Source organism: Cupriavidus plantarum, assembly GCF_905397285.1.
GTDB lineage: Bacteria > Pseudomonadota > Gammaproteobacteria > Burkholderiales > Burkholderiaceae > Cupriavidus > Cupriavidus plantarum.
Genome location: NZ_CAJPUX010000003.1, coordinates 28,263 through 55,036, shown reverse-complemented (window position 1 = coordinate 55,036; position 26,774 = coordinate 28,263). Strand labels below are relative to the sequence as shown.

The window sequence follows — 26,774 nt, the reverse complement described above, 5'->3', positions numbered from 1 at the left end:
CGGGCGGAGGCGTCCCGCGATTGCTGTATCGTTGCGGCATCGACGACTTCCTCCCTGCCGCACGCATGCTCGAAATCGGACTGACCGGCGGTATCGGCTCCGGCAAGACCCGGGTGGCCGACCTGTTCGCCGCGCGGGGCGCCGCGCTGATCGACACCGACCTGCTCGCGCACGAGATCACGGCGCCGGGCGGCGCGGCCATTCCTTTGCTCGTGGAGGCCTTCGGGGCCGCCTGCCTGCGTCCGGACGGCGCGATGGATCGCGACGCGATGCGCGCGCGCGTGTTCTCGGACCCGTCAGCCAAACGCACGCTCGAATCCATCACGCATCCCCTCATTCGCTCGCTGACGGTGGCGCGCGCCGACGCGATTCGCGCGGCCGGAGCGCATCCATATCTGATCTATGTGGTGCCGCTGCTCGTGGAGTCCGGCACGTGGCGCGAGCGCGTGGGCCGCGTGCTCGTGGTCGATTGCCGCGAGGAAACCCAGGTCGCGCGCGTGATGGCGCGCAATGGATTCACGCGCGAGCAGGTGGAAGCCATCATGCGCCGGCAGGCCACGCGCGCGGACCGGCTGGCCTGCGCGGACGATGTGATCGACAACGACGGGCCGCCCGAGGCACTGCCGCCACAGGTGGAACGCCTCGATGCGCTGTACCGCGCCACTCGTGGGGGAATCGCGGCGCGATGATGCGCGATGGAGCGCGATGAGGCGCGGGGCGATCCAAATTTCGTAACAATTGGATTTGTCGTCAGGCCCTGACTCGCATAGAATGCGCTGAAAACAAGCGGGAAAAATCACAAATCACCGAAGTTCGGCTCGCCGAACGGTGTAAGTGCCCGCAAGCGACGCGGGACCCAACTGCCGCATCTGGCCAGACCATCGCCACTCGGCGCCACACGGCGCAAGCGGCCTGCAGCACGGACAACGACTTGATCCTGTACGAATATCCTTTCAACGAGCGAATCAGGACGCTTCTGCGGCTGGAAGACCTGTTCGATCGGCTGGATTATTTCCTCGCGCAGGAACACGCCCTGCAGCACCATGTCGCGATCACGACGCTGTTCGAGATCATCGACGTGGCGGGCCGCGCCGACCTCAAGACGGACCTGATCAAGGAACTCGAGCGGCAGCGCCAGGCGTTGGCGCCGCTGCGCGCGAACCCGCAGATCGATCAGGATGCGCTGGTGGCCGTGATCTCCGAGATCGAACAGGGCATCGCCGCGCTGAACCAGACCTTCGGCAAGGCCGGCCAGCTGCTGACCGAGAACGAATGGCTGACCAGCATCCGCAGCCGCGCGATCATTCCCGGCGGCACCTGCGAATTCGACCTGCCCGCCTACTACGCGTGGCAGCACCGCCCGGTGGAAGACCGCCGCAGCGACATCCTCAAATGGGCGCGTCCCCTGGCGTCGCTGCGCATGGGCGCATCGATCGTGCTGCGCCTGCTGCGCGAGTCGGGCCAGAGCGGCAAGGTCATCGCGACGGGCGGCAGCTATCAGCAGATGCTATCGGGCCGCAGCTACCAGCTGATGCAGGTCTACCTCGACGAATCGCTGCTGGCGTTCATCCCCGAGATGAGTGCTAACAAGTACATGCTCTGGGTCCGCTTTACCCAGCAGGACGGCGATATGCGGCCGCGCTCGGTCGATGCCGACATCCCCTTCCTGCTCAAACTGTGCAATTTCTGAAGTTGCAGACGCAAGAACCCTGATGCCTGCCGTTGTCAAATGCCCCACCTGCGGCACCGATGTCGTATGGGTGCCCGAGAACAAGTTCCGGCCCTTCTGCTCCAATCGATGCAAGCAGATCGACCTTGGCGCCTGGGCCGCCGAGAAGTACGTGATCGGCGGCAAGCCCGGCGAGACGCCCTCGCCGGACCTGCCGGAAGATCCCGAAGACTGAAGCCGCGTCTCCTGCCGCGTCTCCTGCCTCGCCTGCTACCTCGCCGCAGCCAGCACGCGGCGGCAGAACGCCACGCATACCAGCACGAACGCCACGAGCCCCAGCCATTGGGCCGTGGGCGCAAACCCCTCGCCGACGAGCGCGAGCGGCGCCTCGCGGCCTGACAGGCCGATCACCGCGGCCAGCGCCACGCCTACCAGACTTTCCCCGACGATCAGACCCGAAGCAAGGAGCGTCCCGCGCCGGTCCGCGTGTTCTAGCGCGAGCGCCACGTCGTCTCCGTGCGCCTCGGCACGGCGCCGTTCCGCGCGCCGCAGCCACCATGACAACACCGCGCCCACCACGAGCGCGGAGCTGATGGTCGGCGGGAGGTAGATGCCAATACCGACCGCGAGCACGGGCAGCCGCGCCACGCCGCCCCGGCGCCGCAGCCCCTCGTCGATCGCGATCAATACCACACCGAGCGCGACACCGATCAGGATCATTGTCCAGTTGAGCTGATGCGTGAAAATGCCGGTGGCGATTGCGGTCATCAGCGTGGCCTGCGGCGCGGCCAGCGCCTGGTTCGGATCCATATCCGGACGCGGCAGCGCGCCCGCGAAGCCGTACGCGTGATACAGCAGTTCCAGCAAGGGCGGGATCACCGCGGCCCCCACCACGCAGCCGATCAGCAGCGCCACCTGCTGGCGCCACGGCGTGGCGCCGACGAGCCAGCCCGTCTTCAGGTCCTGCAGGTTGTCGTTGGAGATCGATGCCACGGCGACCACCGCGGACGTCGTGAAGATGGCCAGCGCGATGGCGAACTTGCCGCCTTCGGGCGTACCGAGCAATCCGTCGAGCGTGCCCACGCCGAGGATCAACAGCGACACGAGGATCACCGCGATGATGCCGATGCCCGAAATCGGGCTTGCGGACGACCCGACCAGCCCGGCCATGTAGCCGCATGCGGCCGCCACGAGAAAACCGAACACGAACGCGAACAGCACCGCGCAGGCGACCAGCCTCCACGTCGGGCCCGCCGCGAGCGGCGCGGGGGCGAGGAACATGCCGAACGTGATGGCCAGCACCGCCACGAGCAACAGCGTCAGCGCGCCGATCCACCTGGCGGGCATGTCGCGCTGCGTGCGGGGAATCTCCATGCTGGCGCCCCCATGTGTTCCCGCTCCACGGAGCGCACCCAAGGAAGCCCCCATCGACGCACGCACGCCCTCCACCATCGGCTTGAACAGCGTGGCGAGCGTCCAGATCGCGGCAATCGCGATCGTCCCGGCACCGATGAAGCGTGCCTGCGTACTCCAGATCTTCGTGCCGAAGCTGGCAAGCGTCGCATCCGCCGGCATTGGCGTGATCGCCGTGAGCCAGGGCACCGCGATGCCCCACGTGAGAATCAGGCCCAATAGCATGGCGAGCCCGCCGACGATGCCGACGAGATAACCCGCGCCGACGAGCGCCAGTGAGAAGCCCATCGACAGTCGCACGATCGACGCGCCCGCGGCGAGCCATGCATTGGCGCCTTCGGCCAGCACGCGCAAGCCGCCCGCGGCAAAGCTGAACAGCCCCGCCGCGAGGCCGCCCGCCACGAGGTCCGCCAGCCCCGTGGATGCATGAGCACCCTCGGCTTGCGAGGCGCTGCCCACGCGCAGGATCTCGGCCGCGGCCACGCCTTCGGGATACGGCAGGTCGCTGTTGACGACCATCGCATGGCGCAGCGGAATGCTGAAGATAACGCCGAGCATGCCGCCAGCCCCGCAAACCGCGAGCGTCTGCCAGAACGGAAAGCCCTGCCAATGCCCCAGCATGACCAGGCCGGGCAGGATGAAGATGATCGAGGACAACGTGCCCGCGGCGGAAGCCTGCGTCTGCACCATGTTGTTCTCGAGGATATTGGCGCCGGGGAATAGCCGCAGCACTGCCATCGAGATGACGGCTGCGGGAATCGCCGAGGAAAAGGTCAGGCCGACCTTGAGGCCCAGGTAGATGTTGGAGGCCGTGAAGACCACCGTGATGAGCGCGCCGAGGATGACGCCGCGCAAGGTCAGTTCAGGCAGGGAAATATCGTCGGCAACACGTTCGAGACGCTGCATGCGGACACTCCGTTGGTAGTGGGAAAGCGCGCTCTGCCCGGCGCGTTTCAACGACTTGCAGCTTCCTCCGCCAGCCATTCGACCACGGGAATCGTGGCCGGCAACAGCGGCGCAACGTCCACGGGTACAGCCTGCCACGCGAACGCCTGGCCTTCACGACCGACGGGCTCCCCCCGCCATGCCGTGACCTTGCAGAAAAACAGCCGCACATACGCGTGCGGATAGTCGTGTTCGAGCACGCGCCAGCGCTCGCTTCGCAGCACGTCGAGGCCGAGCTCTTCATGCAGCTCGCGGGCCAGTGCCGCTTCCACCGATTCGCCTGGCTCGAGCTTGCCGCCCGGGAATTCCCAGTAGCCTTCGTATGGCTTGCCGGCCGGACGCTGCGCGAGCAGGAAACGGCCGTCGGGCTGCACCATCACGCCGACGGCGACTTCGGTGACCTTGCGCGGCTGGCCGTCGGCGCCGAGGCCGGTATCGATACGTGCCTCGCTCATGCGTACGGCTTGCCGTGCTTGCCGCCCCAGTCGCGCGCGAACTGCCACGCCACGCGGCCCGACCGCGAACCGCGCTCGAGCGCCCAGACGAGCGCATCGCCGCGCGCCGCGGCAATGTCCTCTTCGGTGCAGCCGAAGTGCGACAGCCAGTGGCCGACGATGGCGAGGTACTCGTCCTGCTTGGGCGGGTAGAACGACAGCCACAGGCCGAAGCGCTCCGACAGCGAGATCTTTTCCTCGACGACTTCACCGGGATGGATCTCGCCATCGTCGGTGTGCCGATAGGTCTCGTTGTCCTTCATGTACTCGGGCAGCAGGTGCCGGCGGTTGGACGTCGCGTAGATCAGCACGTTGTCCGACTGCGCGGCCACGGAGCCGTCGAGCGCCGACTTCAGCGACTTGTAGCCGGACTCGCCATCCTCGAACGACAGGTCGTCGCAGAAGATCACGAAGCGCTCGGGGCGCTGGGACAGCTGCTCGACGATATCGCCGAGGTCGCCGAGGTCGTCCTTGTCGACTTCGACGAGGCGCAGGCCGTCCTTCACGTAAGCGTTCAGGCAAGCCTTGATCAGCGAGGACTTGCCCGTGCCGCGCGCGCCCGTCAGCAGCACGTTGTTCGCCGGCAGCCGGTTCACGAACTGGCGCGTATTGGCGACGATCGCGTCCTTCTGGCGCTCGATGTTCTTGAGGTCGTCCAGATGGATCGGGGGAAGCTGCTTGATCGCCTGCAGGTATCCGATGTTGCCGAACAGGCTCTGGCGCTTGCGCCAGCGGAACGCTACCGCCTCCTGCCAGTCCGCATCAGTCAGCTGCGGCGGCAACCATTGTTCGAGTCGGGCAAGAAAGGCATCGAGGCGATTGGCAAGATCAGACATGGCGGGGCGAGTTCTGCTGCGGTTGACTGCGGCTTGAGGGATTACGAACGATAGTCGGCGTTGATGGACACGTAGTCGTGCGACAGGTCGCACGTCCATACCGTGGCCTCCGCGTTGCCGCGGCCCAGCGCCACGCGCACCGTGATCTCGGCCTGCTTCATCACGCGCTGGCCGTCTTCCTCACGATACTCGGGGTTGCGGCCGCCATCGCGCGCGACCCAGACGTCGTCGAGCCACAGGTTGACGCGGTTCACGTCGAGGTCGTTCACGCCGGCATAGCCGATCGCGGCGAGGATGCGGCCGAGGTTGGGGTCCGATGCAAAGAACGCGGTCTTGACCAGCGGCGAGTGGGCAACCGCGTACGCGATCTGGCGGCACTCGGCCACGCTGTTGCCGCCTTCGACGCGAATCGTCATCAGCTTGGTGGCGCCTTCGCCGTCGCGCACGATCATTTGCGCGAGTTCCTGCGCGAGCGAGGTCACCGCTTCGCGCAGCGCGTCGAACGCCGGGCCTTCGGCGCGGTCGACCGTAAGGCCCGACTTGCCGGTGGCGATCAGCACGAACGAGTCGTTGGTCGAGGTATCGCCGTCGATCGTGATGCTGTTGAACGAGTGGTCGGCCGCATGCGCCACGAGCTTCTGCAGCACCGGCTGCGCCACGCCCGCGTCCATCGCGATGAAGCCGAGCATCGTGGCCATGTTCGGGCGGATCATGCCCGCGCCCTTGCTGATGCCGCTCAGCGTCACGGTCTTGCCGTCGATCTGCACCGTGCGCGAGGCGGCCTTCGGCTGCGTGTCGGTGGTCATGATCGCCTCGGCGGCGGCGAGCCAGTTGTCGGGCCTGGCATTGGCGATCGCGGCCGGCAGGCCGGCGGTCAGGCGATCCACGGGCAGCGGTTCGAGGATGACGCCCGTCGAGAACGGCAGCACCTGGTCCGCGGCAATGCCGAGTTTGGCGGCCACCGCATCGCACGTCGCGCGCGCGGCCACGAGGCCCGGCTCGCCGGTGCCTGCGTTCGCATTGCCCGTGTTCACGACCAGCGCGCGAATCCCCTTGCCGGCCGCCAGATGCTCGCGGCACACCTGCACGGGCGCCGCGCAGAAACGGTTCTGCGTGAACACGCCCGCCACCGTGCTGCCCTCGGCCACGCGGACCACGAGCACGTCCTTGCGGTTGGCCTTGCGGATGCCCGCCTCGGCCCAGCCCAGCTCGACGCCGGCCACGGATTTCAGGTTCTCTGCCTTCGGCAGCGGAAGGTTGACGGCCATGTGCGATACCTCTGCGAAATGAATTGGGGTCCTACTGACGAACATGCCCGCATCGCGCGGGCATGAACGGAATCAACGAGACAACCGGCGGTTAGAGCAAGATCAGCTCAGACGGCCGTGGCACTGCTTGAACTTCTTGCCCGAGCCGCACGGGCACGGATCGTTGCGACCGACCTTCGGCATGCCCGCCAGCGCCACGTCGCCACCCATCGCGACCGCGGCGGCAGCGGCCGTGCCGCGGCGTGCCAGCGAAGCGTCCTCGACGGGCTCGGCGCCCTCCGCGAACTCGTCATGCTTGTACTGCACGTTCTCGAGATGGGCCAGGCCTTCCTCGATCTGCTCGGACGCCTGCTCGAGCTGCTCCGGCGACTGGATCTGGACGTTGAAGATCACGCGCGTCACTTCGGCGCGAATCACGTCCAGCAGACGCGCGAACAGTTCGAACGACTCGCGCTTGTATTCCTGCTTCGGATCCTTCTGCGCATAGCCGCGCAGATGGATGCCCTGGCGCAGATGGTCCAGCGCGGCCAGATGCTCGCGCCAGTGCGTGTCGATGCTCTGCAGCATGACCGAGCGTTCGAAGCCCGCGAACGATTCGCGGCCCACCTGGTTCACCTTGGCGTCGTACTGCTCGCGCGCCGCCGTCATGATCAGGTTCAGCAGTTCCTCGTCCTCGATGCTCTGCGCGCTCTCGATGGTCGCGGCCAGGGGCACCGTCAGGTTCCAGTCGTCGCGCAGGCGCTGCTCGAGGCCCGCGATGTCCCACTGCTCTTCCATCGACTCCGCCGGCACGTGCTCGCGGAACATTTCCACGAGCTCGCTCTCGCGCAGGTTGCCGACCATCTCGCCGACGTCCTTCGCCTCAAGCACGTCGTTACGAAGCTTGTAGATCTCCTTGCGCTGGTCGTTGGCGACGTCGTCGTACTGCAGCAGTTGCTTGCGGATGTCGAAGTTGCGGCCTTCCACCTTGCGCTGCGCGGACTCGATCGAACGCGTGACGATGCCGGCTTCGATCGGCTCGCCCTCGGGCATCTTCAGGCGTTCCATGATCGCGCGCACGCGGTCGCCCGCGAAGATGCGCAGCAGCTGGTCGTCGAGCGACAGGTAGAAGCGCGAGGAGCCCGGGTCGCCCTGGCGGCCGGCACGGCCACGCAGCTGGTTGTCGATCCGGCGCGACTCGTGACGCTCGGTGCCGACGATATGCAGGCCGCCGGCCGCCTTGACCGCGTCATGCAGCGACTGCCACTCGTCCTTCAGTTGCGCGATGCGCACGGCCTTCTCTTCGTCGGACAGGTTGACGTCCGCCTCGATGAAGCCCGCCTGCTTTTCCACATTGCCGCCGAGCACGATGTCGGTACCGCGGCCGGCCATGTTCGTCGCGATGGTGATCATCTTCGGACGGCCCGCCTGCGCGACGATCTCCGCCTCGCGGGCATGCTGCTTGGCGTTGAGCACCTGGTGCGGCAGCTTTTCCTTGTTCAGCAGGTCGGACAGGTACTCCGACGTTTCGATCGACGTCGTGCCCACCAGCACCGGCTGGCCACGCTCGTAGCAGTCGCGGATGTCGCGCACCACGGCGTCGTAACGTTCCTTCGACGTCTTGTAGATCTGATCCTGCAGATCCTTCCGCTGCGCCTGGCGGTTGGTCGGAATCACGACGACCTCGAGGCCGTAGATCTCCTGGAATTCGTACGCCTCCGTGTCGGCCGTACCGGTCATGCCGGCCAGCTTCTCGTACATCCGGAAGTAGTTCTGGAACGTGATCGTCGCCAGCGTCTGGTTTTCCTGCTGGACCGTCACGCCTTCCTTGGCCTCCACGGCCTGGTGCAGGCCGTCCGACCAGCGGCGGCCCGTCATCAGACGGCCCGTGAATTCGTCGACGATGATCACTTCGTCGTTCTGCACCACATAATGCTGGTCGCGATGGAACAGGCTATAGGCGCGCAGCGCGGCATACAGGTGGTGCATCAGCGTGATGTTCTGCGGCGCGTAGAGCGATTCGCCTTCGGCGATCAGGCCCTGCTGCGCGAGAATCTGCTCGGCCTTTTCGTGGCCGGCCTCGGTCAGGTAGACCTGATGGCCCTTCTCGTCGACGTAGTAGTCGCCAGGCTTCTCCACGCCGGTACCGTCCGCCTTCTCCTCGCCGATCTGGCGCTCGAGCAGCTTCGGAATGCCGTTCATGCGCTGGTACAGATCCGTCTGATTCTCGGCCTGGCCGGAAATGATCAGCGGCGTGCGCGCTTCGTCGATCAGGATCGAGTCCACTTCATCGACGATCGCGTAGTTCAGCGGACGCTGCACGCGCTGCGACGGGTCGTAGACCATGTTGTCGCGCAGGTAGTCGAAGCCGAACTCGTTGTTGGTGCCGTACGTGATGTCGGCGGCGTAGGCGGCCTGCTTCAGGTCGTGCGGCATCTGCGACAGGTTCACGCCCACCGACAGGCCCAGGAAGTTGTACAGGCGGCCCATCCACTCGGCATCGCGCTGCGCGAGGTAGTCGTTCACGGTCACGACGTGCACGCCCTTGCCCGTGATGGCATTCAGATAGACGGCCAGCGTCGCGGTCAGGGTCTTGCCCTCGCCGGTGCGCATTTCGGCGATCTTGTTGTCGTTCAGCACCATGCCGCCGATCATCTGCACGTCGAAGTGCCGCATCTTCATGACGCGCTTGCTTGCCTCGCGGCAGACTGCGAAGGCTTCGGGCAGCAGCGCCTGCAGCGATTCGCCACCGGCGTGACGCTGACGGAAGGCCTCGGTCATGCCGCGCAGTTCGTCGTCCGAGAGCTTCTCGAACTTCGGCTCGAGCGCGTTGATCTGCGCGACCGTGCGGCGATATTGTTTGATCAGCCGTTCGTTGCGGCTGCCGAAGACTTTCTTGAGAAGGCCCGTGATCATCGAGTGCTTTCACCTGCGCGCGGCCGGATTCGGAACGTACGGATCTGGGGCCGCGGCGCGAGAACATTGGAAACGTTGGCGCGGGAAAAAACTGGCGCGAAACGCCGAGTTTATCACGCGGGCGTGGTGCGGCCCGGCCCTTGCCACCCCCGGTTTGACGCCACCCCGGGAGCCGGGTTCATTACTAGCGAATGGCGGCGCGGTCCGTAGGCGCGGGGGCCGTCGCGGTCATCAGAAATCCTGCCGGATTCCGCGCCTGACCATCGACGTGCACCTCGAAGTGCAGATGGGCGCCCGTCGAGCGGCCGGTGCTGCCCACCTGGGCGATATTCTGGCCCGCGCGCACGAGGTCGCCGTTGCGGACCAGCGAGCGGGACACGTGCGCATAGCGCGTCCTGAGACCGTTGCCGTGGTCGATGTCGATCATGTTGCCGTACTCGTGGTGCCATTCCTGCGCCACCACGACGCCGCCCGCGGCCGCGACGATCGGCGTGCCGGCGGGGGCCGCGAAGTCCACGCCGTCGTGCTGGACGCGGCGTCCCGAAAACGGATCGATGCGGGCGCCGAAGCTGGAGGCGTTGTAACCCGTGGCGACCGGCATCACGCGCGGGAGGCGTTTGTCGCTGAGCTGACGGTCCTGCAACGTGGTTTCGACGACGTTGAAGTAATCGGCGCGGTGGTCGGCGTCCTCGCCGAGCTGGCGCAGCGCGGCCTCCAGGTCGGGAAGCGTCAGATCGGACGATCGGGCGGGCTTTTCCGGACCGCCGCGAGGCGGCACGTGCCGGAAGTCGAAGTCCTGCGGGGAGATGCCGGCCAGGCCGGATACGCGTTCGCCAAGCGCGTCGAGGCGGACCATCCGCGCCTGCAGCTCGCCCACGCGGGTCGCCATCACCGCGAGGTTCTCGCGCAGGTAGTCGTTGTCGCGCGCGACGGCGGCGCTGCCGGCGAGCCGGCTCGCGAACAGCCACGTCAGCGCCGAGGAGGCGCCCGCGACGACCGCGCATATCAGCACGACCGCCAGCGCGACGCGCAGGCGCGTGAGTTCGAACCGCAGCACGCGCGTGCCGCGCGGATGCACCATGATGACCTGCATGACATACCCCTTCCGACCAAGGCCCGGCGACCGGGCATGCATGCCGGCATGCTCCAGCGCTCTCGTGGGCGCGGGATTGCACGCTAGAATTCACGGCATGCGAATGTTCACACACCACGCGCTCCAGACGCAGGCCGCCAAGCCGCTGAACGACTGGCTGGAAAAGGCCGGTCCGGTGTCGTCCCTGATGCGGACGGCGCGGGATCTGGCGTCTCTGGAAGCGGAAGTCCTGTCGCTGCTGCCACAAGGCCTGCAGGGCCTGCGGTCGGGCATCTCGGTCGCCGGCATCAAGCACGACAATCGTGGTCCGCAGTCGGAGCACACCTTGCTGCTGCTGGCCGCCCACGGCGCCGCGGCGGCGCGTGTGCGTCAGGTGGCGCCGACGTTGCTTTCCCGGCTGCAGCAGCGGGGCTCGCAGGTTACCGCAATCCGTGTACGGGTACAACCGGAGGCCGGGCGCGGGGACTGGGACACCGGCCCTGTCGTGCGGCAGCGCCGGCGCGACATGACGCCGCTGGGGCTCTCCAGCATGGACCAGCTGTCGCGCAGTCTGCCGGACTCGCCGCTGAAGGCGGCCGTGGACGCGCTGCTGGCGCGGCACGGGCGGCGATAGTTCGATAGTCCGCCCGCTTCGCCCCCCCTCGTCCGCCTCGTCCGCCTCGTCCGCCTCGTCCGCCTCGTCCGCCTACACGGGAGCGGCGGGCGGCAGGAACCCGAGGACCGCATCGAGAAACGCCGCCGGCGTCTCCGAGAACGTGAAATGCCCCGCGTCGTCGAGCACGACGAGCCGCGCGCCCGGGATGCCGCGCGCCAGCGCCCGGCTCGCGCGCGGCGGACATACCCAGTCTTCCCTTCCGACAATCACGAGCGTACGCGCCGCAATGCCGCCGAGACGCGGCCGCAGGTCGTAGCCTGGCGCGATCGCCGTCATGAAATGCCGCATCATCGCGACATCCATGGTGCTGAGGGCGGTCAGCCGGGGCGGGACATGCATGTGCGCGGGCGCCGCATAGAACGGCCCCACCTCCCGGAAGAAGTCGTCCACGCTCTCCTCGGTGATGTCGCCACCGAAAACGCGGCCGGCCACCGCCAGCGTCTCGGGACCGGCCCGCGATGCCAGCGACGGCGCGGGCTCGGCCGCCTCGTCCTCGATGATCGGCCGCACCGTCGGCGAACTGCCGCACAGGATCAATCCGGCGACCAGCGCGGGATGCCGCAATGCCAGATGCAAGGCAACGAAGCCGCCGGCCGAATGCCCGAACACATGCACGTGCGGCAGTCCCAGCGACGCGCACAGCGCCGCCACGTCGTCCGCCATCTGCTCGAGCGTGCAGGTCTCGAGCGGCGGACGGCCCGACCGGCCCTGCCCTCGCAGATCCACATAGAGCAGCTGCGCGTGGTCGCGCAGCGGGCCGAGGCCGGGTTTCAGATACGCGTGGTCGAAACCGAGACCGCCGTGCAGCACCACGAGCACGGGCTTGCGCAGCAGTTCGCCGCTGCCGGGGTCGTACTCCGCGCCGTCGATGTCATAGAACAGCGTGGTGTCGGGGAGGTGGGCATGCATGCGGAGTCCTGTGATATGTCGCAAATACGTCGCGAATACCCTAGCGTGACAGGCGCCCCGCGGCGCTTCGCGCGCAAACGCCCGCATTGGCGCGATTCGCATCGCCGGTTTGTGTCGGCGTGTATGGGCGGCAAACGCGTGCGGGAACGGCCGGGCAAAAAAAAAGCCCTCGTAGCGAGGGCTTTTCTCAGCGCGTTAACGATGGAACCGGCGTCTGGAACCCGCGGAATCGGACTCAGGCGATGGCCGGCTGGATCTGCGGCAGGAACGCCACAGGTGCGTCCTCCACCTTGTCGAACGTCACGATCTCGTACGCTTCCTGGTCCGCGAGCAGCGCGCGCAGCAGCTGGTTGTTCAGGCCGTGGCCCGACTTGTGCGCGACATAGGAACCGATCAGCGGATGGCCCACGACATAGAGGTCGCCGATCGCGTCGAGGATCTTGTGACGGACAAACTCGTCGCCGTACCGCAGTTCCTCGTTGTTCAGCATGCGGTGCTCGTCGAGCACGATCGCATTGTCGAGGCTGCCGCCACGCGCCAGGCCCATCTCGCGCAGCGCTTCTACTTCATGCGCGAAGCCGAACGTGCGGGCGCGCGCGATTTCGCGCACATAGCTGGTATCGGCGAAGTCGATCGAGAACGTCTGGCCCGTCTTGTCCACGGCCGGATGACGGAAGTCGATCGTGAACGCGAGCTTGAAGCCGAAGAACGGCTCGAGGCGCGCGAGCTTGTCGCCTTCGCGCACTTCCACCGCCTTCTTGACGCGGATGAAACGCTTGGCGGCCGATTGCTCCTCGATCCCTGCCGACTGGAGCAGGAACACGAAGGATGCGGCACTGCCGTCCATGATCGGAATTTCCTCGGCGTCCACGTCAACGTAGAGATTGTCGATGCCGAGGCCCGCGCAGGCGGACATCAGGTGCTCGACCGTCGAGACGCGCGCGCCGTTCTTCTGCAGCACGGATGCCAGACGCGTGTCGCCGATGGCCGATGCGGCCACGGGGATCTCGACCGGCTCGGGCAGGTCGACGCGGGTGAAGACGATGCCGGCATCCGCGGGCGCGGGACGCAGGGACAGGGTCACCTTGCGGCCCGAGTGCAACCCGATGCCAACCGTCTTCACGAGAGATTTGATAGTGCGCTGTTTGAGCATGACCGCCTCAATGGTTCCGCCTCGCCTTGTGCTACGTCGCTACTATTGCTTAAAGCTATGGGCGTCTCTTTTCAATAACGCCATACTACCACCGCCCTGTGTATTGCGCTGCACCACTTTGTTTCGGGGTGTTAGCAAAACCGTCATATATAGCGAAAAGATCACAATGTGAAGGTGCAGCCGTATCAGCCGCGCAACGCTGCAAGGACCGATTCGGCACTGCTGACCTTGAACTCACCCGGCGCTTCCACGGCAAGGTGGGTCACCACACCGTCGTCGATCACCATGGCATAGCGCTTGGCGCGCACGCCGAGGCCACGGCCGCCGAGGTCCTGATCGAGACCGAGCGCCCTTGCCCATTCCGCGGCGCCGTCGGCCATCATGCGGACCTTGCCGCCGGTCTGCTGCTCGCGGCCCCACGCGCCCATCACGAAGGCGTCGTTGACCGAATGGCACCAGATCTCGTCTACACCGGCCGCGCGCAGCGCGTCGGCCAGCGCCACGTAACCGGGCACATGCTTGGCCGAGCAGGTCGGCGTGAAGGCGCCGGGCAGGCCAAACACCACCACCTTGCGGCCCTTCACCAGTTCGGACACCGGAAACGCATTGGGACCGAGCGCGCAGCCACCGGCCTCGACCTCGAAGAATTCATAGAGCGTGGCGTCGGGCACGCGGTTTCCAACGGCGATCATGCTGGGTGTCCTTTCGGTTGAAGCCTGCCTGCATCATAGGGGCCGATCCGGCCCCGGTCCAATGAATGGACATGCGGGCGGCCATGCGGGTGGCAATTGAAACACGTTTTCCGAAATGCCGTCCGCCCTGCAGTCCACCCGCGCATTTCGATAGCGCAGGCCGACTGCAGGGCGGACGACGGCATCCCGCCGCCGGGCAGGGCGGGCAACAGTCCGGGGAGGCGGCCACTGGCACGCCTGACCCGGCAACGGGATGCGGGCGGAGGCTTTCCTGCGCGGCGTCGCGTGACGGCCCGCCAGGGTCGGGACGAGTCAGGCCCCGCGTGGCAAGAGCGGATGGGGAGCGCTCATGTCACGCGCGTGGGGCGCGGCTCGTCCGGTCTGGCGCGGCCGCGGCGCGGCACCGCCGGAGGGACTCAATCCGCCTGCTTGCGCAGGAACGCGGGAATGTCGTACGTATCGACGCCCTTCTCCTGCAGCGCGGCCACGTGGGCCGATGCGGATTCGCGCGACGAACGCCACACCGCCGGCGTATCCAGACCGCTGTAGTCCGGCGAGGCATGCGTCGGCGCCGCCACCATACCGGCCATCATCTGCACCGGATTATTGTCGGTACCGGTCTTCAGCAGCGTCATCGGCTGCTGCTTCTTGGCCGAGCGGCCCAGCCCCGTCGCCACCACGGTCACGCGCAGCGCGTCGCTCATCGAGTCGTCGTACACCGTACCGAAGATCACGGTCGCATCTTCCGCGGCGTAGCTGCGGATGGTGTTCATGACTTCCTTGGTTTCCGACAGCTTCAGCGAGCGGCTGGCCGTGATGTTCACAAGCACGCCACGGGCGCCCGACAGGTCCACGCCTTCCAGCAGCGGGCTGGCCACGGCCTGCTCGGCGGCCAGGCGCGCGCGGTCCACGCCGGACACGGTGGCCGTGCCCATCATGGCCTTGCCCTGCTCGCCCATCACCGTCTTCACGTCTTCGAAGTCGACGTTCACCAGACCATCGACATTGATGATCTCGGCGATGCCGGCCACGGCGTTGTGCAGCACGTCGTCCGCGCACTGGAAGCACTTGTCCATCTCGGCGTCGTCGCCCATCACTTCGAACAGCTTCTCGTTGAGCACAACGATCAGCGAGTCCACCGACGACTCCAGCTCGCTCGAGCCGTGCTCGGCGACCTTCGCGCGGCGCGCGCCTTCGAACTCGAAGGGCTTGCTGACCACGCCCACCGTCAGGATGCCCATGTCCTTGGCCACCTGCGCCACGATCGGCGCCGCACCCGTACCGGTACCGCCGCCCATGCCGGCAGTGATGAAGACCATGTGCGCACCGCGCAGCGCGTCGGCGATCTGCTCCCGCGCCTGCTCGGCGCAGTTGCGGCCGACTTCCGGCTTGGCACCAGCGCCCAGGCCCGTATTGCCGAGTTGCAGCACGCGCGAAGCGGTCGAACGCTTCAGCGCCTGCGCGTCGGTGTTCATGCAGATGAATTCCACACCCTGCACGCCGCGGCTGATCATGTGCTGCACGGCGTTACCGCCCGCGCCACCCACGCCGACCACTTTGATGATGGTGCCGTCCTGCATCTCCGATTCGATCATGTCAAAGTCCATCACTGCCTCCGAGAAGAATCAGTCCCCAAACGCTGCAGCCTCCCCGCCGCAACCCTTGGTTTCTGAACAAAAAAACAAAAATAACGAGTTAAAAAAAACGAAAAACAAGCGTCCAGGAAAGGTGGGTCAGAAGTTACCGACGAACCATTCCTTCATGCGTGTCCACACCTGCTTCACCGAACCGCTCTGCACGGCCACCTTGCGGCCGCGCATCCGTTGCACACGGCCTTCCAGCAGCAGGCCCATGACCGTGGAATAGCGCGGGCTCTTCACCACCTCGTGCAGGTTGCCGCGATACTCGGGCACGCCCACGCGCACGGGTTTCAGGAAGATGTCCTCGCCCAGTTCCACCATGCCGGGCATCATCGCGGTACCGCCCGTGATGACCACGCCCGACGACAGCAGTTCTTCGTAGCCCGACTCGCGCACCACCTGGTGCACGAGCGAGTACAGCTCTTCGATACGCGGTTCGATCACCGCGGCCAGTGCCTGGCGCGACAGCGTGCGCGTGCCGCGATCGCCCACGCCGGGCACTTCGATCATGTCTTCCGGATCGGCGATCGCCTGCTTGGCGATGCCGTACTGGATCTTGATGTCCTCGGCATCGGGCGTCGGTGTGCGCAGGGCCATCGCGATGTCGTTCGTGATCTGGTCGCCCGCGATGGGGATCACCGCCGTATGGCGGATCGCGCCTTCGCTGAAGATGGCGATGTCCGTCGTGCCGCCGCCGATATCGACGAGCACCACGCCGAGCTCCTTCTCGTCCTCGGTCAGCACCGCGAGGCTCGAGGCGAGCGGCTGCAGGATGAGGTCGTGCACTTCGAGGCCGCAGCGGCGCACGCACTTGACGATGTTCTGCGCCGCGCTGACCGCGCCCGTCACGATATGCACCTTCACCTCGAGGCGGATGCCGCTCATGCCGATCGGCTCGCGCACGTCCTCCTGCCCGTCGATGATGAATTCCTGCGTAAGGATGTGCAGGATCTGCTGATCGGTCGGGATGTTGACCGCCTTGGCGGTCTCGATCACGCGCGCCACGTCGGTCTGCGTGACTTCCTTGTCCTTGATCGCCACCATCCCGCTCGAGTTGAAGCTGCGGATATGGCTGCCAGCGATGCCCGTGAAGACTTCCGAGATCTTGCAGTCGGCCATCAGCTCCGCTTCCTCGAGCGCGCGCTGGATCGACTGCACGGTGGCCTCGATATTGACCACAACCCCCTTCTTCAGCCCCTTGGACTCGGATTGGCCCATCCCGATCACTTCGTAGCTGCCGTCGGGGCGCAGTTCCGCGACCACCGCCGCCACCTTCGAGGTGCCGATGTCCAGACCAACCAGAAGGTCCTTGTATTCCTTGCTCATCGAGTTTTCTCCGCGTTCTTGCTCTTGAGTCGCGTCGGATTGTTGTTGGGACTGTTACCTGCCGCGGCGGCCTTCGCCGCTGCCGCCGCCTGCGCATCGGTCAGGAAGCGCACGCTGGCCGCGCGGATCGCAAAGCCGTTGGGATAGCGCAGATCCGCGTACTCGATCTGCCGGCCCCACTGCTCGGTGACCTGCGGCCACGCGGTGACGAACCGCTTGACCCGGGCTTCCATCGCGGCCCGGTCCTCGTCGGTCTGCTCTCGGCCGAGTTCGACGACCATGCCGTTGGACAGCCGCGCGCGCCACGCATAGCGCGACGACAACGCGACGGCGAGCGGCTCCGCCTTCAACGGCTTGAACCACTCACGCATGACCTCGAGCTTCTCGACCACGTCGCCCTCGCTGTCCGGCGGCCCGTCGAGCGCCAGCAGCTGGGCATCTTCTTCCGCCTCGGCGGTATTCGCGACGAACACCTCGCCATACGTGTTGATCAGGCGCCCGCTGTCCGCGCCGCCCCACGTGCCGAGCGCCTCGTGCTCTTCCACTTCCACCGCGAGGCCGTTCGGCCATTCGCGGCGCACGCTCGCGCGCCGTACCCACGGCACCGACTCGAACACCTGCCGCGCGGCATTGAGGTCGAGCGTGAAGAAGTTGCCCGACAGCTTGCCCAGCGCGTTGGCGCGCACGCTCGGCCCGTTCACGTGACGGAGCGCGGCGCCGTCCATCGAGGACAGATCGACATGGGTAATGGCGAACACCGGCCGCTGGGCCAGCCACAACAGGCCGGCCGCGAGCGCCATCAGCGCCACCAGCGCATAGAGCGCGGAGGCGATGATGTTGAGCAGGCGTGCGTTATGCCACATATCGTTCGTTCGGATTCGCGTGACTTGAGTTACTCTGGTTTCCAGTGTTCGTTCGGATGCAGCTCCAGCGTGGCCTGGGCAACCACCTGCAGCACGAAGTCCTCGTAGCTGATGCCGGCCGCGCGCGCCGACATCGGCACGAGCGAATGGCCGGTCATGCCGGGCGAGGTATTCATTTCGAGCAGGTAAGGCTTGCCGGTGCGCGTGAGCATGACGTCGGCACGCGCCCATCCGCGGCAGCCGAGCACGCGGAACGCGTCGACCACGAGCTTGCGCACCTCGGCTTCCACCTCGGGAGGCAGGCCCGACGGGCACAAGTATTGGGTAGCGTCAGTGAAGTATTTATTTTGATAGTCGTAGTTCGACTCGGGCGCGACAATCTTGATGACCGGCAGCGCTTCCGCGGTGGCGCCCTCCCCTACCACGGGGCAGGTGAGCTCGTCGCCGTCGATGAACGACTCGGCAATGACGTCCAGGTCCAGCGAGGCTGCCTTCTCGTAAGCGGCCCGCATCTGGTCCGCGGCGGTGACCTTGGTCAGGCCGATCGACGAGCCTTCGCGCGCGGGCTTGACGATCAGCGGCAGGCCGAGATCCGCCACCACTGCGGCGAAATCGGTATCCGCGCGTAGCATTGCGAAGCGCGGCGTCGGCAGGTTGTGCGTGATCCAGAGGCGCTTGGTCGCCTGCTTGTCCATCGCGAGCGCGGACGCGAGCACGCCGCTACCCGTATAGGGAATGCCGAACTGCTCGAGCAGCCCCTGCATCGTGCCGTCTTCGCCGTAGCGGCCATGCAGCGCGATAAAGACGCGGTCGAATTTCTCGGCGACGAGGTCCGTCAGCGGGCGCAGGGCCGGATCGAAGCCATGGGCATCCACGCCCCTCGCCTGAAGCGCGGCCAGCACGCCGTTGCCGGACAGCAGGGAAATCTCGCGCTCTGCCGAACGGCCGCCGAACAGCACGCCGACCTTGCCCAGCGATGCCGGGTCGATGTTGGGATGGGCGACGAAGCTCATGCCTGGCCTCCTGCCTGTTGCCGATGGGACACCAGTTGTCCCGGAATGCCGCCGATCGAGCCGGCGCCCATTGTCACGACCACGTCGCCGGGGCGGACCGCGGTCAGGATCGCCTGCGCCATCTCGTCCATCTGCTCCACGAACACGGGCTCCACCTTGTTGGCCACGCGCAGCGCGCGCGTCAGCGCACGGCCATCGGCCGCGACGATCGGCTGCTCGCCGGCCGCGTAGACCTCGGCCAGCAGCAGCGCATCCACCGTGCCCAGCACCTTGACGAAGTCCTCGAAGCAGTCGCGCGTGCGGGTAAAGCGGTGCGGCTGGAAGGCCAGCACCAGCCGGCGGTCCGGGAACGCGCCGCGTGCCGCGGCTAGCGTCGCGGCCATTTCCACCGGGTGGTGACCGTAGTCGTCGACGAGCGTGAAGGTGCCCGCGCCGTCGGGCGTCGCGACCTCGCCGTAGCGCTGGAAGCGACGGCCCACGCCGTGGAACTCGCGCAGTGCCTTGACGATGGCCGCGTCGGGTACCTCGAGCTCACTGGCGATCGCGATCGCCGCCAGCGCGTTCTGGATGTTGTGCAGGCCCGGCAGGTTCAGCACCACGTCGAGCGGCGGCTCCGTATGGCCGTTGAGCTGGCGCAGAACCGTGAAGTGCATCTGGCCATCGACGGCACGCGGGTTCACCGCGCGCACCTGCGCATCCTCGGCAAAGCCGTAGCGCACGACGGGCTTCGACACGAACGGCAGGATCTCGCGCACGTTTGGATCATCGACGCACAGCACGGCGATGCCGTAGAACGGCAGGCGCTGCGTGAACTCGATGAACGCCTGCTTGAGCCGCGCGAAGTCGTGCCCATAGGTGTCCATGTGGTCCGCGTCGATGTTCGTGATGACTTCCATCACCGGGAACAGGTTCAGGAACGACGCGTCCGATTCGTCGGCCTCGGCCACGATGAAGTCGCCCGTGCCCAGCCGCGCGTTGGCGCCCGCCGAGTTCAGGCGGCCGCCGATCACGAAGGTCGGATCGAGTCCGCCCTCGGCCAGCACGGAGGCCACGAGGCTCGTGGTCGTGGTCTTGCCGTGCGTGCCGGCGATCGCCACGCCCTGCTTCAGGCGCATCAGTTCGGCCAGCATGACCGCGCGCGGCACCACCGGGATGCGGCGCGCGCGCGCGGCCAGCACCTCGGGGTTGTCGTTCGTGACGGCGGTCGACACGACCACCGCGTTGGCGCCCTCCACGTTCGCGGCGTCGTGCCCATGGGCCACGCGCGCGCCGAGCGAAGCCAGGCGCTTGGTGGCCGCGTTGCTGCCCACGTCAGAACCCGAGACCTTGTAGCCCAGGTTCAACAGGACCTCCGCGATGCCGCTCATGCCGGCGCCGCCGATTCCTACGAAGTGGATGTTCTTGACGATATGCTTCATCGATTCCGTTCTGTCATGCACCCGCCATCTGGCGGCAAATCTCGGCGACGCGCCGGGTTGCCTCCGGTTTGGCCAGGCCGCGCGCAAGGCGCGCCATGTCTTTCAATTGCGGCCGCGACAGGTTGGCCAGCGTCTGTGCCAGCCCCTGCGCGGTCAGTTCATGTTGTGGCACCAGCAGCGCCGCGCCCTGTTTCGACAGGAAGGCGCCGTTGGTGGTCTGATGGTCGTCCACCGCGTGCGGAAACGGTACGAACAGTGCCGCCACACCGGCGGCCGCCACTTCCGATACCGTCATCGCGCCCGCGCGGCAGATGACCAGATCGGCCTCGGCATACGCCGCGGCCATGTCGTCGATGAACGGCAGACACTCGCCCTGCACGCCCGCCGCGGCGTAGTTGGCGCGCAGCTGGTCGATCTGCTTCGCGCCCGCCTGATGCCGGACCACGGGGCGTGCCGCCTCGGGCAGCAGCGCGATGGCTTTCGGGACCACGTCGTTCAGCGCGGCCGCGCCCAGGCTGCCGCCCACGACCAGCACGCGCAGCGGACCGGTGCGATCGTCGTAGCGCTGCTCGGGCGTCGCCAGATGCGCGACCTCCTCGCGGACGGGGTTGCCCGTCCATTCGCTGTTCGGCAGCGCGTCCGGGAACGCGCACAGCACGCGGTCCGCGACTTTCGCCAGCACCTTGTTCGCGAGGCCCGCCACGGAGTTCTGCTCGTGCAGCACGAGCGGACGGCCGAGCAGCGAGGCCATCATCCCGGCCGGGAAGGTGATGTAGCCCCCCATGCCGAGCACTACGTCCGGCCGCACGCGCCGCAGCGCGCCGATGCTCTGCGCGAACGCGCGCAGCAGGTTCAGCGGCAACAGCAGCTTGGTCACAAGACCCTTGCCGCGCAGACCGCCGAACTGAATGAACTCCATCGGGATGTCGTACTTCGGCACCAGCGTCGCTTCCATGCCCGTGCGATTGCCGAGCCAGACCACGCGCCAACCTTCCTCGCGCAACGCACGCGCGACCGCCAGCCCCGGGAACACATGCCCCCCGGTGCCGCCAGCCATCACGAGCAGCGTGCGATCCGTCATACCTTTCCTCCGCGCATCAACACCCGGTTCTCATAATCAATGCGAAGAAGGATCGCCAGCGCGATGCAGTTCATCAGGATGCCGGACCCGCCATAGCTGACCAGCGGCAGCGTCAGCCCCTTCGTCGGCAACAGCCCGAGGTTCACGCCCATGTTGATGAAGGTCTGCCAGCCGATCCACACGCCGATGCCCTTGGCGACAAGGCCCGCGAACGTGCGGTCGAGCTGGAGCGCGGTGCGGCCGATGCCGAACGCGCGGCGCACGAGCCAGTAGAACAGCACGATCATCACGAGCACGCCGATGAAGCCGAATTCCTCGCCGATTACGGCGAGGATGAAGTCGGTGTGCGCTTCAGGCAGGTAGTGCAGCTTCTCGATGCTGCCGCCCAGCCCAACGCCGGTCCATTCGCCGCGCCCGAACGCGATCAACGAGTGCGTGAGCTGGTACGCCTTGCCCAGCGCGTTGCTTTCTTCCCATGGATTCAGGTACGCGAAGATCCGCTCGCGCCGCCAGGGCGAAGCGGTGATCAGCAGCGCGAACGCGCCCACCGCCACGCCGACGAGGCCGGCAAACAGCTTGCCGTTGATGCCGCCGAGGAACAGGATGCCCATAGCGACGGCCGCGATCACGAGGAACGCGCCCATGTCCGGCTCAAGCAGCAGCAGCAGACCCACCACCACCACCGCCACGCCCATCGGCAGGAAGCCCTTCGACACCGTCTGCATCCACTCCTGCTTGCGGACCGTGTAGTTGGCCGCGTACAGCACCACCGCGAGCTTCATGAGCTCGGATGGCTGGAAGTTCATCACACCGAGCGGAATCCAGCGCCGCGCGCCGTTCACGCCCTTGCCGACGAACGGCACGAGGACCACGATCAGCAGCAGCAGCGCGATCACGAACAGCTTGGGCGCGTAGCGATCCCACACCTTGACGGGAATCTGGAACGCGACGAGCGCCGCGGAAAGGCCGATGAGCAGCGCGAACGCATGGCGCACGAGGAAATGGCTCTCGCGATAGTTGGCGTAGCGCGGCGAGTCGGGCAGCGCGATCGATGCCGAATAGACCATTACCAGGCCGAACGCCAGCAGCACGATCGACACCCACAGCAGGGGCTGGTCGTACTCCATCATGCGGGAACGCGTCGGCTTGACCCCCGAGACGGCATCGCGCAGGCCACCCCACGCGTTGCCGATGGTGGCGCCGATGAAACCGCTGCGCTTGACCTGTGTGTCGCTCATGGCAGGATCCCCCGGGACAGTGCCAGTTCTTCCACCGCGCCGCGGAACACCTCGGCGCGATGCACGTAATTGCGGAACATGTCGAGACTCGCGCAGGCCGGCGACAGCAGCACCACGTCACCGGCGTGAGCAAGCCCGGCCGACTGGATCACGGCCGCCTCGAGCGATGCCGCGTCCACGAGGTTCGCGCCGGTGGCCTCCAGCGCCGCGCGCAATTCGCCCGCGTCCTTGCCGATGAGCACCACCGCGCGCGCGTACTGCGCAACCGGCGCCGCCAGCGGCGAGAAATCCTGGCCCTTGCCTTCGCCACCCGCGATCAGCACGACGCGCTTGTCCAGCCCGTTGAGCGCCGCCACCGTCGCACCGACATTGGTGCCCTTGCTGTCGTCGAAGTACTCGACCTCGTCGATCGTCGCTACCCACTCCACGCGGTGCGGCTCGCCGCGGTATTCGCGCAGGCCATGCAATAGCGCCGACATCGGCAGGTCGATCGCGCGGCACAGGGCGAGCGCGGCCATCGCGTTCGTCGCGTTGTGCAGCCCGCGGATATGCAGCGCGTCCGCCGGCATCAGGCGCTTATGGCGCACGGGCACCGCTTCCTCGACGGCCTCCGCCTGCCTGCGGCGGCGCGGTTTCTGCTCGCCATCGGCCTCGCTATCGGGCTCAGCCAGCACGATCCACGGCATGCCGCCTTCTCGCAACACGCCATAGCTGCCGGCGTGTTCGGGCAGGTCCGTGCCGAAGGTCACGGGTGTCGCGCCCTTGCGCGCCATGTCCATCGTCAGGCGGTCGTTGCGGTTCAGCACCTGCACGCAGCCCTTTTCGGCCGGCCCGAAGATGCGCGCCTTGGCGGCCGCATACGCTTCCATCGTGCCGTGCCAGTCGAGGTGATCCTGCGTGACGTTCAGCACCGTGGCCGCATGCGGGGCCAGCGAGAACGTGTATTCGAGCTGGAAGCTCGACAGCTCCAGCACCCAGACGTCGGGCAGCGTGGCGCTGTCGATGCACGCCGACAGCTTGTCCAGCGCGGATGGGCTGATATTGCCCGCCACCGCGACGGTCTTGCCCGCGCGTTCGACAAGCCGCCCCGCCAGCGCGGTGGTGGTGGTCTTGCCGTTCGTACCGGTGATCGCCAGCACGCGCGGCGCGTAGCCGGACACGCCCTCCAGATAGCCGAGCGCCTGCGCGAACAGTTCGATCTCGCCCCAGACCGGGATGCCGCGTGCCTGCGCCGCGTCGAGCAGCGCGCGCGTGGCCGGCTCGTTCGGCGACAGGCCCGGGCTGATCGCCACGAGCGTCACGTCTTCCAGCAGGGCGTCGGTGAAGGCGCCTCCCGCAAACGCGGCGTTCGACACCTCGGCCTGCAGCGCGGTCAGGTTGGCAGGCGCCTCTCGCGTGTCGGCCACGCGCACGCGGCAGCCGTTCCGGCCGCACCAGCGTGCCATGGCCAGCCCCGACTCGCCGAGGCCCAATACCAGCACATGAGGTTTCTGCAACGCGCCAAACACTTCGTATTCCCGCCTTCTATCCGATGGATTTGTTGATACGTTCGATTACCGCAGCTTCAGCGACGACAGCCCGATGAGCACGAGCAGCATCGTGATGATCCAGAAGCGCACCGTCACCTGCGTCTCCTTCCAGCCGCTCAACTCGAAGTGGTGATGCAGCGGCGCCATGCGGAACAGCCGCCGGCCCTCGCCGTAACGGCGCTTGGTGAACTTGAACCACGTGACCTGCAGCATCACCGACAGCGTTTCCACCACGAAGATGCCGCCCATCACGAACAGCACGATCTCCTGGCGCACGATGATCGCGATCGTGCCCAGCGCGCCGCCAAGCGCCAGCGCGCCCACGTCGCCCATGAAAACCTTGGCCGGGTGCGCGTTGAACCAGAGGAACGCGAGCCCCGCGCCAGCCATCGCCGAGCAGAAGATGAGCAATTCCCCCGCGCCCGGGATATGCGGGAACAGCAGGTACTTGCTGTACACCGAGCTGCCCATCACGTACGCGAACACGCCGAGCCCGCCGCCGACGAGCACCACGGGCATGATCACGAGGCCGTCGAGCCCGTCGGTCAGGTTCACCGCGTTGCTGGAGCCGACGATCACGAAGTACGACAGCACGATGAAGCCGGCCACGCCCAGCGGATAGCTGACCTCCTTGAAGAAAGGCACGATCAGGTTCGTCTTGTACGGCACGTCCGCCAGAAAGCCGCCCTCGATCCAGCTGAGGAACAGCGTCCACACGCGCACGTTGCTCGCTTCCGACACCGAGAACGCGAGGTACGTCGCCGCCACGAGGCCGATCAGCGTCTGCCAGAAAAACTTCTCGCGGCTCGACATGCCGCGCGGATCGCGATAGACCACCTTGCGGTAGTCATCGACCCAGCCCACCGCGCCATAGCCCAGCGTGACCAGCATCACCACCCAGATGAACCGGTTGCCCCAGTCGCACCACAGCAGCGTGGAGATCGCGATCGAGATCAGCACGAGCACGCCGCCCATCGTCGGCGTACCGGACTTGACCAGGTGCGTCTGCGGGCCGATCGTGCGCACGGCCTGGCCGATCTTCATTTCGGTCAGGCGGCGGATGACCCACGGACCGAAGCCAAGGCCGATCACCAGCGCGGTGAGGTTGGCCATCACCGCGCGGAATGTCAGGTAGTTGACGACCCGCAGGAAGCTGTAATCGTTTTGCAGCCACTGGGCCAGAGCCAATAACATCGTTAGTCTTTACGTGATTGAACGGAAGTGGGTGCGACCAGCGCATCGACGATCCGTTCCATGCGCATGAAGCGCGATCCCTTCACCAGCACGGCGCCCGCATCGGCCGCCGTCCCTCCCTTGTCGTCCCGCAGCGCTTGTATCAGGGCTTGTATCAGCGCTTCCGCGGTCGCCACGTGCGTGGCGCCCTGACCGAACGCATGCACCGTATGCACGGCAAGCTCGCCGGTCGCCCATAACGTGTCGATACCGCGCTCGCGCGCGTACGCGCCAATCTCGGTATGGAACGCCGGGCCCTGATCGCCCACCTCGCCCATGTCGCCGAGCACCAGCACGCGCGGTGCGGCAAACCCCGCGAGCACGTCGATCGCGGCGCGCATCGAATCCGGATTGGCGTTGTAGCTGTCGTCGATCACCACCGCGCCCGCGGGCGTGTGCTTGACCTGCAGGCGGCCCTTGACCGCCGCAAAACCGGCCAGTCCCGCCTGAATCGCCGCCACGTCGACACCGGCCGCGAGCGCGCAGGCCGTCGCGGCGAGCGCGTTGCGCACGTTGTGCGTGCCCAGCAGTTGCAGCCGGACGTCGAACGTCTTGCCCGGCGCCGTCACGTGCAGCACCTGCACGCCATCGTCGAGCGTCACCGTCGCACGGACGTCGGCCCCCGCATCGGTGCCGAACGACAGTACGGGGCGATGGCCCGCGGCCTTGCGCCAGACTTCCGCATGGGCGCCACCGCTTTCGGCATCGATGGGAAACACCGCCGTGCCATCGGCCGGCAGCGCGTCGATCGCATGCGCGTGTTCCTGTGCCACCGCCTCCACGCTCACCATGAATTCCTGGTGCTCGCGCTGGGCGTTAGTGATGACCGCAACGGTCGGCTGCGCGATACGCGCCAGATAGATCGTCTCGCCGGGATGATTCATCCCCAGTTCGAGCACGGCCAGCTTGTGATGCGCGCGCAGGCGCAGCACCGTCAGCGGCAGACCGATGTCGTTGTTCAGATTGCCGCCCGTGGCGAGGCGGTCGGCTTCGCCGACGGCCGCCGCGAAGATCGCGGCGATCATTTCCTTGACCGTGGTCTTGCCGTTGCTGCCCGTCACGGCCACCGTCGGCGGCGTGAAGGTGCGGCGCCAGCCGGCCGCGAGGTCGCCCAGCGCGATGCGCGTATCGGGTGCGACGATCGCCGGCACGCCCACGCTGACGTCTTTGCTGACCAGCACCGCGGCCGCGCCACGCGCCACCACATCGGCAAGGAAGTCGTGCGCGTCGAACCGTTCGCCGCGCAGCGCGACGAACAGGTCGCCGGGCGCCACGGTCCGGCTGTCGGTATGCACACGCGAGAACGCACAGGCGCCATCGCCCGACACGCGCGCGCCGTCGATCCAGCTCGCGGCCTGCTGCAGCGTGGTCATCATGTTGCTCGATGCGTTCATTGTGGAGTTCGTTGCGG

At 66.8% G+C, this 26,774-nt stretch carries 23 protein-coding genes; 4 read left to right on the top strand and 19 right to left on the bottom strand.

What is annotated here, in order from left to right:
• Positions 1-65 precede the first annotated feature (65 nt).
• The 3 genes from coaE (at position 66) to KHP16_RS14900 (ending at position 1,904) form a co-directional block, all read left to right on the top strand.
• On the top strand, positions 66-689 hold the full coding sequence (gene coaE / locus KHP16_RS14910; RefSeq protein WP_109582548.1) for a dephospho-CoA kinase: 624 nt from the start codon (positions 66-68) through the stop codon (positions 687-689).
• A gap of 242 nt (positions 690-931) precedes the next feature.
• Positions 932-1,690, top strand: coding sequence for a cell division protein ZapD (zapD, locus tag KHP16_RS14905; RefSeq protein ID WP_109580052.1), 759 nt, complete (start codon positions 932-934; stop codon positions 1,688-1,690).
• A gap of 22 nt (positions 1,691-1,712) precedes the next feature.
• Positions 1,713-1,904: a DNA gyrase inhibitor YacG gene (locus KHP16_RS14900; protein ID WP_109580051.1), complete on the top strand. Its 192-nt coding sequence runs from the start codon at positions 1,713-1,715 to the stop codon at positions 1,902-1,904.
• 35 nt (positions 1,905-1,939) lie between these two features.
• On the opposite strand, the gene KHP16_RS14895 is transcribed toward KHP16_RS14900, so the two are convergent.
• From KHP16_RS14895 to KHP16_RS14870, 6 genes are all read right to left on the bottom strand, one after another.
• A complete protein-coding gene (locus tag KHP16_RS14895; protein ID WP_211960604.1) occupies positions 1,940-3,988 on the bottom strand; it encodes an OPT family oligopeptide transporter in 2,049 nt (682 codons plus the stop codon).
• 47 nt (positions 3,989-4,035) lie between these two features.
• Positions 4,036-4,482: an NUDIX domain-containing protein gene (locus KHP16_RS14890; RefSeq protein ID WP_109580049.1), complete on the bottom strand. Its 447-nt coding sequence runs from the start codon at positions 4,480-4,482 to the stop codon at positions 4,036-4,038.
• Entirely contained in the window at positions 4,479-5,357 is an 879-nt protein-coding gene (locus KHP16_RS14885) for an ATP-binding protein (protein WP_109580048.1), read from the bottom strand. The genes KHP16_RS14890 and KHP16_RS14885 overlap by 4 nt, the downstream gene beginning before the upstream one ends.
• Before the next feature lie 41 nt (positions 5,358-5,398).
• Positions 5,399-6,625 (bottom strand): bifunctional glutamate N-acetyltransferase/amino-acid acetyltransferase ArgJ, encoded by a 1,227-nt coding sequence (gene argJ, locus KHP16_RS14880; RefSeq protein WP_109580047.1) that lies wholly within the window; start codon positions 6,623-6,625, stop codon positions 5,399-5,401.
• A gap of 102 nt (positions 6,626-6,727) precedes the next feature.
• Positions 6,728-9,520 (bottom strand): preprotein translocase subunit SecA, encoded by a 2,793-nt coding sequence (secA, locus tag KHP16_RS14875; protein ID WP_115952811.1) that lies wholly within the window; start codon positions 9,518-9,520, stop codon positions 6,728-6,730.
• A 184-nt stretch (positions 9,521-9,704) separates the two neighbouring features.
• The gene (locus tag KHP16_RS14870; RefSeq protein ID WP_109582547.1) at positions 9,705-10,613 is read right to left on the bottom strand and encodes a M23 family metallopeptidase; all 909 of its coding nucleotides are present in this window, start codon (positions 10,611-10,613) and stop codon (positions 9,705-9,707) included.
• 97 nt (positions 10,614-10,710) lie between these two features.
• Here KHP16_RS14870 and KHP16_RS14865 point away from each other — a divergent pair, with 97 nt between their 5' ends.
• Positions 10,711-11,226 (top strand): DciA family protein, encoded by a 516-nt coding sequence (locus KHP16_RS14865; RefSeq protein WP_211960603.1) that lies wholly within the window; start codon positions 10,711-10,713, stop codon positions 11,224-11,226.
• 72 nt (positions 11,227-11,298) lie between these two features.
• On the opposite strand, the gene KHP16_RS14860 is transcribed toward KHP16_RS14865, so the two are convergent.
• The 13 genes from KHP16_RS14860 to KHP16_RS14800 all read right to left on the bottom strand — a co-directional run bounded on the left by KHP16_RS14860 (position 11,299) and on the right by KHP16_RS14800 (position 26,757).
• The gene (locus KHP16_RS14860; RefSeq protein WP_211960602.1) at positions 11,299-12,177 is read right to left on the bottom strand and encodes an alpha/beta fold hydrolase; all 879 of its coding nucleotides are present in this window, start codon (positions 12,175-12,177) and stop codon (positions 11,299-11,301) included.
• A gap of 235 nt (positions 12,178-12,412) precedes the next feature.
• Complete coding sequence (lpxC, locus tag KHP16_RS14855) at positions 12,413-13,330, bottom strand: UDP-3-O-acyl-N-acetylglucosamine deacetylase (protein ID WP_211960601.1); 918 nt, start codon at positions 13,328-13,330, stop codon at positions 12,413-12,415.
• Positions 13,331-13,515: 185 nt separating this feature from the next.
• Complete coding sequence (locus KHP16_RS14850; protein WP_109580042.1) at positions 13,516-14,022, bottom strand: peroxiredoxin; 507 nt, start codon at positions 14,020-14,022, stop codon at positions 13,516-13,518.
• 416 nt (positions 14,023-14,438) lie between these two features.
• Positions 14,439-15,629 carry a cell division protein FtsZ gene (ftsZ, locus tag KHP16_RS14845; RefSeq protein WP_109580041.1) on the bottom strand — a complete coding sequence of 397 codons (1,191 nt, stop codon included), beginning with the start codon at positions 15,627-15,629 and terminating at the stop codon, positions 14,439-14,441.
• A 126-nt stretch (positions 15,630-15,755) separates the two neighbouring features.
• On the bottom strand, positions 15,756-16,988 hold the full coding sequence (gene ftsA, locus KHP16_RS14840) for a cell division protein FtsA (protein WP_017227546.1): 1,233 nt from the start codon (positions 16,986-16,988) through the stop codon (positions 15,756-15,758).
• Positions 16,985-17,851: a cell division protein FtsQ/DivIB gene (locus tag KHP16_RS14835; RefSeq protein ID WP_109580040.1), complete on the bottom strand. Its 867-nt coding sequence runs from the start codon at positions 17,849-17,851 to the stop codon at positions 16,985-16,987. The genes ftsA and KHP16_RS14835 overlap by 4 nt, the downstream gene beginning before the upstream one ends.
• 29 nt (positions 17,852-17,880) lie before the next feature.
• Positions 17,881-18,864, bottom strand: a complete 984-nt coding sequence (locus KHP16_RS14830; protein ID WP_211960600.1) for a D-alanine--D-alanine ligase — start codon at positions 18,862-18,864, stop codon at positions 17,881-17,883.
• A complete protein-coding gene (gene murC / locus KHP16_RS14825; RefSeq protein ID WP_211960599.1) occupies positions 18,861-20,282 on the bottom strand; it encodes a UDP-N-acetylmuramate--L-alanine ligase in 1,422 nt (473 codons plus the stop codon). The genes KHP16_RS14830 and murC overlap by 4 nt, the downstream gene beginning before the upstream one ends.
• Before the next feature lie 13 nt (positions 20,283-20,295).
• Positions 20,296-21,363 (bottom strand): undecaprenyldiphospho-muramoylpentapeptide beta-N-acetylglucosaminyltransferase, encoded by a 1,068-nt coding sequence (murG, locus tag KHP16_RS14820; protein WP_109580037.1) that lies wholly within the window; start codon positions 21,361-21,363, stop codon positions 20,296-20,298.
• Positions 21,360-22,601 (bottom strand): putative lipid II flippase FtsW, encoded by a 1,242-nt coding sequence (gene ftsW / locus KHP16_RS14815; RefSeq protein WP_109580036.1) that lies wholly within the window; start codon positions 22,599-22,601, stop codon positions 21,360-21,362. The genes murG and ftsW overlap by 4 nt, the downstream gene beginning before the upstream one ends.
• Entirely contained in the window at positions 22,598-24,109 is a 1,512-nt protein-coding gene (gene murD, locus KHP16_RS14810; RefSeq protein ID WP_115952816.1) for a UDP-N-acetylmuramoyl-L-alanine--D-glutamate ligase, read from the bottom strand. The genes ftsW and murD overlap by 4 nt, the downstream gene beginning before the upstream one ends.
• Positions 24,110-24,154: 45 nt before the next feature.
• Positions 24,155-25,324, bottom strand: a complete 1,170-nt coding sequence (mraY, locus tag KHP16_RS14805; RefSeq protein ID WP_109580034.1) for a phospho-N-acetylmuramoyl-pentapeptide-transferase — start codon at positions 25,322-25,324, stop codon at positions 24,155-24,157.
• Between the two features lie 2 nt (positions 25,325-25,326).
• Positions 25,327-26,757, bottom strand: a complete 1,431-nt coding sequence (locus tag KHP16_RS14800) for a UDP-N-acetylmuramoyl-tripeptide--D-alanyl-D-alanine ligase (RefSeq protein ID WP_244835823.1) — start codon at positions 26,755-26,757, stop codon at positions 25,327-25,329.
• Between the last annotated feature and the right edge of the window lie 17 nt (positions 26,758-26,774).